Origin of the sequence: Burkholderia sp. BCC1988, assembly GCF_905339895.1 — a bacterium.
Classification (GTDB): domain Bacteria; phylum Pseudomonadota; class Gammaproteobacteria; order Burkholderiales; family Burkholderiaceae; genus Burkholderia.
The window spans coordinates 278,452-290,793 of the sequence record NZ_CAJPHA010000007.1 but is presented as its reverse complement, the minus strand read 5'-3'; the positions used below and the strand labels follow the sequence as shown (position 1 = coordinate 290,793).

The window sequence follows — 12,342 nt, the reverse complement described above, 5'->3', positions numbered from 1 at the left end:
GCGCCGGAACGCGCTACAGTGCACGTGATCCGCGCCGCTGCCGGCGCGAGGAGCCCCCATGCACCGTGTCACCCACTACCGACGGACCGATGAAGGCATCGAGGCGATCAGCCTCGAGTCCGACCGCACGTTTCCGCGGCACGCGCACGACGAATTCGGGGTCGGCGTGATCGTCAGCGGCGCGCACCGGTCCTGGAGCGGCCGCGGGCAGGTCGATGCGCTGGCCGGCGACGCGATCATGGTCAATCCGGGCGAAATGCACGACGGCATGCCGATCGGGACGGGCACGGCCCGCCGCTGGCGGATGCTGTACCTCGCGCCGGCGCTGGTCGCGGGCGTCGCGGCGGAAGAAGGCGTCGGCGGCGTCGAGCTCGCGCATCCGGCGGTGCGCGACGCGCGGCTCGCGGCCGCGTTCGGCCGGTTGCATGCTCGAATCGTCGCAGGAGATACCATGCCGCTCGCCCGCGACGAGGCGCTCGTGACCCTGGTCGCCGGGCTGCTTGCGCGGCATTCGAACCGGGCGCTGCCGGCCGCCGGCGTCGCGCCGGCGATCCGCGTGGCCCGCGAGCGGCTCGATGCGGCGCCCGCCGCACCCGTCTCGCTGGCCGAACTCGCCGGCCTGAGCGGCGTGAGCCGCTTCCAGCTGCTGCGCGGGTTCGCGCGTGAACTCGGCATCACGCCGCACGCGTATCTGGTGCAGTCGCGCACGCGGCTGGCGCGGGCACTGCTCGCGAGCGGCCGGCCGATCGCGGATGCCGCGGCCGAAGCCGGTTTTGCCGACCAGAGCCACCTGACGCGCGCGTTCGCACGCCAGTTCGGGATCACGCCGGGACGATTCACGCAGGCCGGCTGACGGACCTCGCGGTCCCGGCACGACCGCCGCCGTGGCGCGACGTCGTCGATCGCCGCCGTTCGGCAACAACGATGGCGCTTGATAGCAGCGCCACCGGTCATCCGGAGACACCGAGCGCAATACCCTTCCGTTCACCCGCTCCGCTCGCCGGCGCCGCTGCAATTTCGTTCAAGACGCCCGCGCCGCCGCACGCGACCATGCGGCACATGAAAACACGACTGATCGGCTATCTCTATCTCGCCGCCGCGATGGCGGGCGTCGGCAGCACCGTCATCGCGAGCCGCCTCGCGGCCGGCGGCCTGCCGCCGTTCGCCGCCACCGCGCTGCGCTTCCTGATCGCAACCCCGCTGCTGTTCGCGCTGATGCGGGCGCAGCGGCTGCGATGGCCGCGGCTCTCCGCACGCGACGCCGTGCTGCTGGTCGTGCAGGCTGCGGCGGGCGGGGTCGGCTATACGGTGCTGCTGATCAGCGGCACGAAGCTGTCGTCGCCCATCGATGCGGGCGTGATGCTCGGCACGCTGCCGGCGATGTCGACGCTGATCGCGGCGGTCGTGCTGCGCGAGCGGCAGACGCGGCGCGACTGGAGCGCGGCCGCGCTCGCCACCGCCGGCGTGGTGTTGGTCACGTTCGCGCCCGGCCAGGCCATGCCGTCGCTCCGAACGCTCGCCGGCGACGCGCTGGTGCTGGCCGCCGTCGCATGCGAGGCCGTGTTCATCCTGCTCAACCGGCGGCTGTCGGCGCCGTTGCCGCCGCTCACGCTGTCGACGGCGATGTCGGGCCTCGGCTTCGTGCTCGCACTGGTGCCGGCCGCGTTCGAATGGCACGCGCTGGCGACGAGCTGGAACATCGGCGCGGTGTCGGCGATCGTGTACTACGCGCTGGTGCCGACCGTGCTCGGTTATCTGTGCTGGTATGCGGGTTCGGCGCGCACGAGCGGCACCGAAGCCGCGCTGTTCACGGCGGTTGCGCCGGTCTCGGCCGTGCTATTCGCGGTCGCACTGTTCGGCGAGGCCCTGGGCGGCACGCGGCTTCTCGGCATCGCGCTCGTCGTCGCGGGAATGCTGGTGGGCGCGACGCGGCGGCGCGAGCCGCCGGCACGCGAAACGGATGCACGGTCGAGGTCGCCAGTGCGGCCGGCGGCATCCGCGTCGACCGCTACCGATTGATCCGCGTGCGCGGCGACTGTAGGAATGTGTCCGGCCGCGGCAAAATCGTTGCGCACCGTCGCACAAGATGCAATATTCGCGTGGCCGGGCCATTCGACAACCACCGAACAATAATTCGCATCACCATGAACAAGAAGGAAGCCAAAACGAGAATCGCGGCGCTGCTGTCCGCGGGTGCGAGGAAAGCCGACGTGCTGGCCGAACTGGCCGGACAGGGCCTCAAGGATCGCGTGCTCGCGCGCCTGATCGCGTCGCGCCCCGACCCTGAGCTGTGCAGGAAGAACAAGGTGCATACACGGGTCCTGATCGGGCTCGGCATCGCGCAGTTGGTGATCAGCGTCGCACTCGCCTATCTCATCCTGGTGGACACACTCAGCATCGGCGCCGCGGTGCTGTTCCTCGCACTGACGGTGCCGCTGTCGCTGCTGTTCATCTGGGGCTTCGCGACCCATCGCGTCGGCGCATATCACGCGTTCATCATTCTGTCGCTGCTGCAGGTACCGAAGACCATCGCCGATCTCGGCCGCGATCCGTCGGCCGCGCTGCCTACCCTCGGGGTGACCGTCATCCTGGTCGGCTACGTCTGGTTCGTCCGCAACCGGCTGTTCCCTGACTTCGGCTGGTTCACGCCGCGCAAGGTCGAGGGCCGTTACGCGTTCGTGGAAACCGCCTGATACCGCACACCACGCACCACGCACCGTGAAAAAGGCGCCGGGCCGCCCCGCAATCGCGGGACGGCCCGGCGCCTTCTGCATTCCGGAACCCGGCAGCTTATTTGGCCTTCTCAGCCGTATCGCTGATTGCCTGGCCACCCTTCGAAATGTCCTGCCCCACGCCTGCAACGGTATTGCAACCGGCGAGCGCGGCGGTCACCACCAGCAGCACTGCAGCAATCGTACGCGTCATGCTCATTCTCCTTCGAGTCAACATGCCCGACCGGGCGAATCGTATGCGGCGTGGTGCCCTGCGGCGTGCAGGACACGGGGCCTGACCTGATTATACGGAGACGGCCGCCGTGCGCCAGTGCCGACCGCGCCAGTGCCCTCGCACGACACGGCCGGCCGGCCGCACAGATTTTCCTTGACTTCGTCGGCACGCGAACTAATATACGCACCGCGTATATTTCTCATCAGGTGCCGCCGATGACCGTTCCCCAGCAAGCCTTCCTGCGCGACGCGATGCGCCGCCTCAACATGACCCGCGAAGCGTTCGCGAACCGCATCGGCGTGAGCCGCCGCGCGCTCGACACGTGGCTGTTGCCCGACGACTCGCAGGAATCGCGCGGGATGCCCGAGATCGTCGAACGCTTCGTGTCGGAAATCGTCGAGCGCTCGGCACCGGACGGCGGAGACTATACGCAAAGCGTAGACAAACAGGAGCTCGCAAAGCAATTCCTGTTCGAAGGCAAGCCGCAGTTGATCTCGGTGGACCAGTTCTCGCGCGACTCGGTCGAGGCGCTGTTCCGCGTCGCCGACGTGATGCAGCCGATCGCGCGCCGCCACAAGATCTCGCGCGTGCTCGAGGGCGCAGTGCTCGGCAACCTGTTCTTCGAAGCCAGCACGCGCACGCGCGTGTCGTTCGGCGCGGCCTTCTGCCGGCTCGGCGGCTCGGTGTGCGACACGACCGGCTTCACGTTCTCGTCGATGGCCAAGGGCGAATCGATCTACGACACGAGCCGCGTGATGGCCGGCTACGTCGACGCACTCGTGATCCGCCACCCGGAGAAAGGCTCGGTTGCCGAATTCGCGCGCGCGACCAACCTGCCGGTGATCAACGGCGGCGACGGCCCGGGCGAGCACCCGAGCCAGGCACTCCTCGATCTCTATACGATCCAGCGCGAGTTCTCGCGGCTCGGCAAGATCGTCGACGGCGCGCATATCGCGCTCGTCGGCGACCTGAAATACGGTCGCACCGTGCATTCGCTCGTCAAGCTGCTCGCGCTGTACCGCGGGCTGAAGTTCACGCTCGTGTCGCCGCCGACGCTCGAAATGCCCGCGTACATCATCGACCAGATCGCGACGAACGGCCACGTGATCGAGCAGACGAACGACCTCGCGGGCGGGCTGCGCGGCGCGGACGTCGTCTATGCGACGCGGATCCAGAAGGAGCGCTTCACCGACGAGTCGTTCGAGGGCTATACGCCGGATTTCCAGATCAACCAGGCGCTCGTCGACTCCGTCTGCAAGCCCGACACGCTGATCATGCACCCGCTGCCGCGCGACAGCCGGCCCGGCGCGAACGACCTGTCGGTCGACTTGAACCGCGATCCGCGACTCGCGATCTTCCGCCAGACCGACAACGGCATTCCGGTGCGGATGGCGATCTTCGCGGTGCTGCTCGGCGTCGAGAATCTCGTCCAGCATTCGATGCGCGATGCGACGTGGCGCCCGCCGGCGTACCTCGGGCCGGAGGATGCGGTGTTTCACGGAATCGATTGACCCGCATCCGGGGTTGCGCGGCCAGACTCGAGATTGCTGAAGATCGAGCGCCGCGCGCCGAAGCAACGCACGACGCGCCGCCTTGCACGGCGCGTTTTCATTTTCGGCGCGGGTGATATCGAGGCGACCGGCCGGAAGTTAGCGAGCCCACGGATCGATCACGCGCAGGCCCGCTGCTTCGAACGGTGCGACGTCGCGCGTGGCCACGATCAACCCGTTGGCTGCGGCGGTTGCAGCGATGAAGCCATCGGCAGGCGCCATCGTGTGCCCCAGGGCGCGTGCCTTCGCGCGTAGGCTCGCATATGCGTCACTGGCCGCATCGTCGAACGGCAGAATCCGCCCGCGAAACAACGGCACGACGCGTTGCTCGATGTTTTGGTGCAGCCAGTCTCGCCTGCGCCCCTCCGGCAACGCGGCCACGCCGAATCGCATCTCGGCCAGACTGATCGCGGCAAGAAACAGCGTCTCGACGTTTTGCGCGTCGAGCCATTCGATCACGGCCGCGCTCGGTTCGCGTCGCAGCGGCTCCGAAATGACGTTGGTATCGACCAGAATCATTCGAAGCTCATCGGATCGGTTGGCGATTGATCGCGCTGAACCTCGAAATCGATGCCGCCAGCCTCTCGCCCGATCTCCGCCAGCAGCGTTCCCAGTTTGGGCCGTCCTCCGGGCCGAACGGCCTGCTCGAGGATATCGCGCACCTCGGCCTCGGTACTGCGGCCATGTTGTGCGGCACGGATTCGAAGCGCGCGATGCACCTCGTCGGGCAGGTTTCTAACAGTGATCACAGGCATGATGCGCCTCACTACATTTGCTTTCAATGCAGTCATATTATCATCTTGCTGTCATTTTGGACGAGTGAAGACCCGATCACTGTAAATCGCCCGCCTCGCCTTTCCCACTCGGCCATTCGGCCATCGCCGCAACCCCGCACGCGCTCGGCAGCCCTCCGCCACATTCGCCAACATTCCTCCCACAAATGAGAACGCGAACGCTTCTCATTTAAAAAGAAATTACATAGAATGCCACCTGAAAACAAATCGTAATAATTCCCGGCGGCATGCACATTTCCGTAGCGCGTCGTTCCCGGGGCCACACTGCGAGGTCGAAGCGCATCATGAAGTCCCGTCCTGACGAGCAGAAGCTCGGCAAATTCACCACCCTGTGCAGCGTGCTCGCCGCGAGCCCTGCGTTCGCCGACGGAACGCCGCCATCCGCCCCGGTCGGCACCGAAGGCCATCTCGCGCCGATCGAGGTTCAGGGCAAGGCCGAGCACAGCTACAAGGCCGACTTTTCCGCATCCGCGAAATTCACCGCGCCGCTCGTCGACACGCCGAAGTCGGTAACCGTGATCCCGCAGGAACTGATCCAGAGCAGCGGCGCGGCGACGCTGACCGAAGCGCTGCGCACCGTGCCCGGCATCACGTTCGGCGCCGGCGAAGGCGGCAACCCGCTCGGTGACCGCCCGTTCATCCGTGGCTACGACACGCAGGGCAGCATGTTCGTCGACGGGATGCGCGACACGGGCGCGACCACGCGCGAGATCTTCAACACCGAGCGCGTCGAGATCACCAAGGGCTCCGACGGCGCGTACGGCGGGCGCGGCGGCGCGGGCGGCAGCATCAACCTCATCACGAAGGCGCCGCACCTCGGCACGACGGCCGCCGCGAGCGCGGGCCTCGGCACCGACCGCTACCGCCGCTTCACCGCCGACGGCAACTGGCAGTTCGCCGATCACGCCGCGTTCCGCCTGAACCTGATGAGCCACAACAACGACGTCGCCGGCCGCGACGCCGTCAACAACGAGCGTTGGGGCGTCGCGCCGTCGATCGCGTTCGGCCTCGGCACGCCGACGCGCGTGACCGCAAGCTACTACCACCTGTCGACCGACGACATGCCGGACGGCGGCATTCCATACTTCTACACGACGTCGAACAAGCCCGCGAACGTCGACACGATCTATCCGGCGCCGGTCGACCGTCACAACTTCTACGGCCTGATCGACCGCGACTTCCGCAAGACCACGTCGGACATCAGCACGATCAAGATCGAGCACGACATCACGTCGAATCTGACGGTGCGCAACACCACGCGCTACACGGAATCGACGCAGGACTACATCTGGACGCAGCCCGACGACAGCCAGGGCAACGTGGTCAACGGCCGTGTCTGGCGCCGCAACAACAATCGCGACAGCTCGATCAACAGCCTCGCGAACCTGACCGAACTGTTCGGCGAATTCCGCACCGGCCCGTTCAAGCACAGCTTCACGACCGGCATCGAGCTGACGCGCGAATGGGGCAAGCGCGATTCGTACACGGTCGCGACCGACAAGGGCACCATCTGTCAGCAAGGCATCGGCGCGCCGTCCGGCTACAACTGCACGAGCGTGTGGTCGCCTGATCCGAACGATCCGTGGGCCGGCTCCGTCACGCGCAACAACGACTATGCGCATTCACGCACCACGACCAAGTCGATCTACGGCTTCGACACGATCGAGCTCACGCCGCGCTGGCAGGTGAACGCCGGCGTGCGCGTCGACGATTACTCGACCCGCTTCACCGACACCAAGGCGAACGGCAGCAAGACCTACACGCGCGACGACACGCTCTTCAACTGGCAGGCCGGCCTCGTGTTCAAGCCCGCGCAGAACGGCAGCATCTACGCGTCGTATGCGACGTCGTCGACGCCGGCCGGCATGCTGCTCGGCGAAGGCAGCGAAACGCAGTCGCTCACGCCGGGCCGCGGCGGCGTCGGCCCGAACGCCGATCAGATGGCCCCCGAGAAGAACCGCAGCATCGAGCTCGGTACCAAGTGGAACGTGCTGAACGACAAGCTGTCGCTGACCGCCGCGCTGTTCCAGATCGACACCACGAATGCGCGCGTGACGCTGCCGAACAACCAGTACGCGATGGTCGGCAACAAGCGCGTGCAGGGTCTCGAACTCGGCGTTGCCGGGCAGATCACGAAGCAGTGGCAGGTGTTCGGCGGCTATACGTACATGAAGAGCGAGCTGCGCGACAACGGCAAGGATGCCGCGAACGACGGCAACCGCTTCCCGAATACGCCGAAGCACAGCCTGACGATGTGGTCGAACTACGACGTGACGCCGAAGTTCACCGTCGGCGGCGGCGCGTTCTACATGTCGGAAGTGTTCGGCGATCCCGCGAACCTGCGTGCGGTGCCGTCGTACTGGCGCTTCGACGCGATGGCGCAATACCGGATCAACAAGAAGCTCGACCTGCAGCTGAACGTGAACAACCTGTTCAACCGCACGTACTTCGATCAGGCGTATCCGGCGCACTACGCGTCGATCGCGCCGGGCCGCTCGGCGTTCGTCACGCTGAACGCGCGCTACTGATCGATGGAAACCGTCTCGCTGAAGGCGCTCGCGTCGGTGTCGTCGCGCGCGTTCGCCGACATCCTGGCCGGGCCGCCCGAGCGCGCCGCCGCGTGGGTCGCGGCGGCCGCCGATAACGGGATCGTCGACGCGCAGGCCGTCTACGGCCAGTACCTGCTCGACGGGCACGGCGTCGCGCGCGATCCGGCCGCCGCATGCGGCTGGTTCCGGCACGCGGCGCGGGCCGGTCACCCGATGGCGATGAACATGCTCGGCCGCTGCTACGAGTTCGGCTGGGGGACGGCGGCATGCGCGCCGGTGGCCGTGTACTGGTATCGGCTCGCCGCGCAGGCCGGGCTCGACTGGGGCATGTACAACTACGCGACGGCGCTCGCGCTCGGCAACGGCATCGACGAGGATCGCGCCGCCGCGCTCGACTGGTTTCGCCGCGCGGCCGCGCTCGGCCATGCGAAATCGATCAACCTGATCGGCGGCTTCTACGAGGACGGCTGGGTCGTGACCGCCGATGCCGACGCCGCGTTCGACCACTATCGGCGCGCCGCCGAGGCCGGCGATTTTCGCGGCCAGTTCAACCATGCGCGGCTGCTCGCCGAGCGCGGGCGCGTCGACGAAGCCCTCGTATGGCTCGCGCGCGTGCCGGCCACCGCTCCCCCCGCGTTCGTCGCGAAGATGCGCGCCTATCTCGCGTCGTCGCCGCTCGATGCATTGCGCGCGGCGGCGATGCAGTTGCCGTCTCACGGCATGGAATCCGAATCATGATGCTTCATATCCCCGGCGTGTTGACCAAGGCACAGGTCGCGCAATGCCGCGAGATGCTCGATGCCGCCGACTGGGTCGACGGCAACGCGACATCCGGCGCGCAGTCGGCGCTCGCGAAACGCAACCGGCAATTGCCGGAAGGCTCGCCGGTCGCGCGCGCAGCGGGCGATGCGATCCAGGATGCGCTGGCCCGGCATGCGCTGTTCTTTTCGGCGGCGCTGCCGCTGAAGGTGTTTCCGCCGCTATTCAATCGCTATGAAGGCGGCGAGACGTTCGGCACGCATGTCGACAACGCGATCCGGCTGCTGCGCGGCACGGATTTCCGCGTGCGCAGCGATCTGTCGGCGACGCTGTTTCTCGAGGAACCGGACGCGTACGACGGCGGCGAGCTGTGCGTCGAAGATACGTACGGCGTGCATCGCGCGAAGCTGCCGGCCGGCGATCTCGTGCTGTATCCGGCGTCGAGCCTGCATCACGTCACGCCGGTCACGCGCGGCGAGCGCGTCGCGTCGTTCTTCTGGATCCAGAGCATGGTGCGCGACGATGGCGACCGCACGCTGCTGTTTCAGCTCGATACGCAGATTCAGGCGCTTTCCGCGGAAAAAGGCGCGAAGGATCCGATGGTCATTTCCCTGACGGGGATTTATCACAACCTGTTGAGGAAGTGGGCGGATGCGTAGCATGGGCTGATCACGCGACGTCCGCCGTGAAGTACGTCGCCGGAGCCGGCGCTCCATCGCTTGCATCGGTTCGCGATGCATGTCTAAAATGACCATCGTCAAATGACCATGCTCATATCATGATGCCGCACGCTCCCGTATCGAAATCCGAATTCAAGGCTCGCGCACTCGAATACTTCCGGCTCGTCGAGGCGTCGGGCGAAAGCCTGATCGTCACCGACCATGGCAAGCCAACGCTCGAAATCCGGCCGTATCACGCACGCGAGGCTCAGCCGTTGGACATATTGCGCGGCTCGGTCATGCGCTACGACAATCCTCTCGATCCGATTGCGGAAGATGACTGGGAGGCGTCGCGGTGATCGTGCTGGATACGCATGCATTGGTGTGGTGGGTGGCGGGCGATCCGTCGCTCAGCAAGAAGGCGCGAAGCGCGATCGATCGCGCGCGCGGCGAGGGCGCACTCGCTGCGTCCGCGATCTCCGCATGGGAAATCGCGATGCTGGTGCGCAACGAGCGCCTCGCATTGACGATGGACGTCGATGCGTGGCTCGCGACGGTCGCGCAAATCGACGGCATGCGCTTCGTGCCGGTCGACGCCGACATCGCCGCGAGGTCCACCGCGCTGCCCGGCACTTTTCACAAGGATCCAGCCGACCGCATGATCGTCGCGACTGCGCGCCGGCTCGGTGCGCCGCTCGTCACCCGTGACGAAAAGATCCGTGCATACGCGCACGTCAAGACACTTTGGTGACCGTCATGGGCACGTCGGCCGAGTCGCAACACCGACACATCCGCATGCCACTCGACAGACGATTCGTCTGACGGAACCGATGACGGCGATCACGCGAAGCCGTCCATGACCGATCGACGCTTTACCTCGCACCCGCTTCACGTATTACCCGTCGGATTAGCGGCATTGGCCGTTCAGCGACCGCGATTGAACCGCGATGTAACGAGAATCGCACTCCATAAACGGCCCCGTCGAGGAAACCATGCTCGACGAACGCGCCCGCCGACATTCTTTCCGACGACAACGCCCCCGCGTCGGTAACATCCGCACTTGCCGATCCCCGCCCGCTCCCGCACAATCGGGCCACCTGCCTTCCCTCCCCCCGCGCCGATGTCCTATGCGTCACTCGCCACCGGCGTCCTGCTCGCCGGCGGTCTCGGTCAACGCTTCGACCCAAGCGGTCTGCACAGCAAGCTGCTCGCGCGGCTTCCCGACGGCACGCCGGTTGCGGTCGCCGCCGCCCGTCATCTGGCGGCGGCCACGGCCGAGGTGATCGCCGTCGTGCGTCCCGGCGCCGAAAAACTCGCGATTTTGCTGAACGACGCTGGCTGCCAGGTCGTCTATGCGCCCGACGCGATGCGCGGCATGGGCGCGAGCCTGGCAGCCGGTGTTCGCACCTCGCCGGAGGCGACCGGCTGGCTGGTTGCGCTCGGCGACATGCCGTGGATCGCGGCGTCCACCTACGAAACGGTCACACGCGCCCTCGACGCCGACGATGCATCGATCGTCGCCCCCGTGCACCGCGGCGTGCGCGGCCATCCGGTCGGCTTTGCCGCGCACCACTACGAGGCGCTCGCCGCGCTGGACGGCGATACGGGCGCCCGCGCGCTGTTCGCCAGCGCGCCGGTGAACCTGCTCGAGGTCGACGATCCCGGCATCCTGCGCGACGTCGATACGCCCGCCGATCTGCGCTGACCGCGGCGCGCGCCGGCCGCACCCGCATCGTGGCGCTGTTTGCGTGCGATCCGGCGCGATACCTGCAGCGGCTCGCCTGTCGCCGGCAATCCGCATGCCGCCGCGAGAATCCCCCGGCAAACACCCGTCCGATTGCCTATAACGGAGACGAGACGCGCCCGCCGCGCCACCGCCGTCACGCCTTGCGCGAGTTCCCCATGGACCACACGACCCCGATGCCCGAGCCCCCGGCCGACCCGAACCGCGATCCGGAAGACGATCCGCTGTCACCGCCGCCACCGGGGCATCCTCACGACAATCCGCAGCAACCCAACGGACCGCCAAGCAAGGATCCTGTCTAGCCGGCATCCGCCCGCGCCATCAGGCCTGCCCCGGCATCCGCCCTGACAAACGACACGGCCGCTGCCGCGGTTACGCCGCCGCGCCTTCCCGCGCCACGCGCACCTCGTACGTCTTGAGGTGGTTGTATGCGATCCGCAGCAGCGACAGCGCATCCGCCGCCTGCGGGTCGCGGCGCGCGAGCAGGTCGCCGATCACGTGATCGGCTTCGACCCGCGCGCGATTTTCGACGTCGCGCAGCATCGACGCGGTCAGCGGCGACGGCGTCAGCACCATCCGCTGCATCCGCTCGACCGCGGCGGGATCGGGCCGGTAACCGTTGTGCGCGGCGATCGCGCTGCATTCGTCGAGCATCGTCTCGAGCAGGCGGCGGCCGTCCGGCGCGGCCAGAATGTCGCCGATCGAACCGCGAAACAGCGACGTGCTCGCCGCGAGCGTCGCGAGGAATACCCACTTGTCCCACATCCGCGCGGCGATGTCGTCGCTGAGCGTCGCCTCGAAGCCCGCGCCGCCGAGCACGTCGGCCACCGCGCGCACGCGCGCCGATTCGCCGCCGGCGAGTTCGCCGAACGACAGCCCTGCCGTGTCGTTCAGGTGCACGACCCGCTGTTCGCGATCGAGCGTCGCCGCGATCACGCACAGGCCGCCGAGCACCTGCGCGGCACCGAACCGTTCGCGCAGCACGTCGAGATGGCGCATCCCGTTGAGCATCGGCAGGATCAGCGTCGACGGCCCGACGAATGGCGCGAACGATGCAATCGCATCGTCGAGGCTGTAGGCCTTGCAGCTCAGCAGCACCAGGTCGAACGGCCCGGCCGTGTCGCTCGCGCGCACCGTCTGCACGTTCGCGAGCGTCAGGTCGCCGCGCGGGCTACGGATCAGGAGCCCGTCGCGCGCGAGCGCGGCCGCGCGGCCGTCGCGCACCAGGAACGTTACGTCGCGCCCCGCCGCCGCGAGCCGGCCGCCGAAGTATCCGCCGACCGCGCCGGCCCCCACCACCAGAATTCGCATCGTTGCCTCCTTTCAGGTTCGTTCGCCGCC

At 67.4% G+C, this 12,342-nt stretch carries 14 protein-coding genes; 10 read left to right on the top strand and 4 right to left on the bottom strand.

The genetic code is table 11. The annotated features are described in order from the left end of the window. Positions 1–58 precede the first annotated feature (58 nt). The 3 genes from U4012_RS12870 (at position 59) to U4012_RS12860 (ending at position 2,693) form a co-directional block, all read left to right on the top strand. On the top strand, positions 59–853 hold the full coding sequence (locus tag U4012_RS12870; protein ID WP_321798962.1) for an AraC family transcriptional regulator: 795 nt from the start codon (positions 59–61) through the stop codon (positions 851–853). Between the two features lie 206 nt (positions 854–1,059). Next, positions 1,060–2,019, top strand: coding sequence for a DMT family transporter (locus U4012_RS12865; RefSeq protein ID WP_321798960.1), 960 nt, complete (start codon positions 1,060–1,062; stop codon positions 2,017–2,019). A 125-nt stretch (positions 2,020–2,144) separates the two neighbouring features. Then, positions 2,145–2,693, top strand: coding sequence for a permease (locus U4012_RS12860; RefSeq protein WP_321799050.1), 549 nt, complete (start codon positions 2,145–2,147; stop codon positions 2,691–2,693). A gap of 97 nt (positions 2,694–2,790) precedes the next feature. Here U4012_RS12860 and U4012_RS12855 read toward each other — a convergent pair whose 3' ends face one another. Continuing rightward, the gene (locus U4012_RS12855; RefSeq protein WP_006752948.1) at positions 2,791–2,925 is read right to left on the bottom strand and encodes an entericidin A/B family lipoprotein; all 135 of its coding nucleotides are present in this window, start codon (positions 2,923–2,925) and stop codon (positions 2,791–2,793) included. A gap of 236 nt (positions 2,926–3,161) precedes the next feature. On the opposite strand from U4012_RS12855, the gene U4012_RS12850 reads away from it, so the two are divergent. Further along, positions 3,162–4,457 carry an aspartate carbamoyltransferase gene (locus tag U4012_RS12850; protein ID WP_044846652.1) on the top strand — a complete coding sequence of 432 codons (1,296 nt, stop codon included), beginning with the start codon at positions 3,162–3,164 and terminating at the stop codon, positions 4,455–4,457. Positions 4,458–4,595: 138 nt separating this feature from the next. Here the strand turns inward: U4012_RS12850 and U4012_RS12845 are convergent, their stop codons facing one another. Next, the gene (locus U4012_RS12845; RefSeq protein ID WP_124668168.1) at positions 4,596–5,015 is read right to left on the bottom strand and encodes a type II toxin-antitoxin system VapC family toxin; all 420 of its coding nucleotides are present in this window, start codon (positions 5,013–5,015) and stop codon (positions 4,596–4,598) included. Continuing rightward, on the bottom strand, positions 5,012–5,251 hold the full coding sequence (locus tag U4012_RS12840) for a FitA-like ribbon-helix-helix domain-containing protein (RefSeq protein WP_257769310.1): 240 nt from the start codon (positions 5,249–5,251) through the stop codon (positions 5,012–5,014). Before U4012_RS12840 ends, U4012_RS12845 begins: the two co-directional genes overlap by 4 nt. A gap of 323 nt (positions 5,252–5,574) precedes the next feature. Between U4012_RS12840 and U4012_RS12835 the strand changes: the two genes are divergently transcribed. From U4012_RS12835 to U4012_RS12810, 6 genes are all read left to right on the top strand, one after another. Then, a complete protein-coding gene (locus U4012_RS12835) occupies positions 5,575–7,818 on the top strand; it encodes a TonB-dependent siderophore receptor (protein ID WP_321798957.1) in 2,244 nt (747 codons plus the stop codon). 3 nt (positions 7,819–7,821) lie between these two features. Continuing rightward, complete coding sequence (locus U4012_RS12830; RefSeq protein WP_321798956.1) at positions 7,822–8,577, top strand: tetratricopeptide repeat protein; 756 nt, start codon at positions 7,822–7,824, stop codon at positions 8,575–8,577. After that, positions 8,574–9,257 (top strand): Fe2+-dependent dioxygenase, encoded by a 684-nt coding sequence (locus tag U4012_RS12825; protein ID WP_321798955.1) that lies wholly within the window; start codon positions 8,574–8,576, stop codon positions 9,255–9,257. Before U4012_RS12830 ends, U4012_RS12825 begins: the two co-directional genes overlap by 4 nt. 119 nt (positions 9,258–9,376) lie before the next feature. Then, on the top strand, positions 9,377–9,616 hold the full coding sequence (locus U4012_RS12820; RefSeq protein ID WP_011659184.1) for a type II toxin-antitoxin system Phd/YefM family antitoxin: 240 nt from the start codon (positions 9,377–9,379) through the stop codon (positions 9,614–9,616). After that, a complete protein-coding gene (locus tag U4012_RS12815) occupies positions 9,613–10,008 on the top strand; it encodes a type II toxin-antitoxin system VapC family toxin (RefSeq protein WP_044846647.1) in 396 nt (131 codons plus the stop codon). Before U4012_RS12820 ends, U4012_RS12815 begins: the two co-directional genes overlap by 4 nt. 369 nt (positions 10,009–10,377) lie before the next feature. Then, entirely contained in the window at positions 10,378–10,962 is a 585-nt protein-coding gene (locus tag U4012_RS12810) for a nucleotidyltransferase family protein (protein WP_321799047.1), read from the top strand. A 411-nt stretch (positions 10,963–11,373) separates the two neighbouring features. Here the strand turns inward: U4012_RS12810 and panE are convergent, their stop codons facing one another. Beyond that, positions 11,374–12,312, bottom strand: coding sequence for a 2-dehydropantoate 2-reductase (gene panE / locus U4012_RS12805; RefSeq protein WP_044846645.1), 939 nt, complete (start codon positions 12,310–12,312; stop codon positions 11,374–11,376). Positions 12,313–12,342 lie beyond the last annotated feature (30 nt).

Coding starts and splice junctions, on each gene's coding strand:
- U4012_RS12825 (WP_321798955.1), top strand. CDS start 8,574: ATGATGCTTCATATCCCCGGCGTGTTGACCAAGGCACAGGTCGCGCAA.
- U4012_RS12840 (WP_257769310.1), bottom strand. CDS start 5,251: ATGCCTGTGATCACTGTTAGAAACCTGCCCGACGAGGTGCATCGCGCG.
- U4012_RS12870 (WP_321798962.1), top strand. CDS start 59: ATGCACCGTGTCACCCACTACCGACGGACCGATGAAGGCATCGAGGCG.
- U4012_RS12865 (WP_321798960.1), top strand. CDS start 1,060: ATGAAAACACGACTGATCGGCTATCTCTATCTCGCCGCCGCGATGGCG.
- U4012_RS12830 (WP_321798956.1), top strand. CDS start 7,822: ATGGAAACCGTCTCGCTGAAGGCGCTCGCGTCGGTGTCGTCGCGCGCG.
- U4012_RS12850 (WP_044846652.1), top strand. CDS start 3,162: ATGACCGTTCCCCAGCAAGCCTTCCTGCGCGACGCGATGCGCCGCCTC.
- U4012_RS12820 (WP_011659184.1), top strand. CDS start 9,377: ATGATGCCGCACGCTCCCGTATCGAAATCCGAATTCAAGGCTCGCGCA.
- panE (WP_044846645.1), bottom strand. CDS start 12,312: ATGCGAATTCTGGTGGTGGGGGCCGGCGCGGTCGGCGGATACTTCGGC.
- U4012_RS12845 (WP_124668168.1), bottom strand. CDS start 5,015: ATGATTCTGGTCGATACCAACGTCATTTCGGAGCCGCTGCGACGCGAA.
- U4012_RS12835 (WP_321798957.1), top strand. CDS start 5,575: ATGAAGTCCCGTCCTGACGAGCAGAAGCTCGGCAAATTCACCACCCTG.
- U4012_RS12855 (WP_006752948.1), bottom strand. CDS start 2,925: ATGACGCGTACGATTGCTGCAGTGCTGCTGGTGGTGACCGCCGCGCTC.
- U4012_RS12860 (WP_321799050.1), top strand. CDS start 2,145: ATGAACAAGAAGGAAGCCAAAACGAGAATCGCGGCGCTGCTGTCCGCG.
- U4012_RS12810 (WP_321799047.1), top strand. CDS start 10,378: ATGTCCTATGCGTCACTCGCCACCGGCGTCCTGCTCGCCGGCGGTCTC.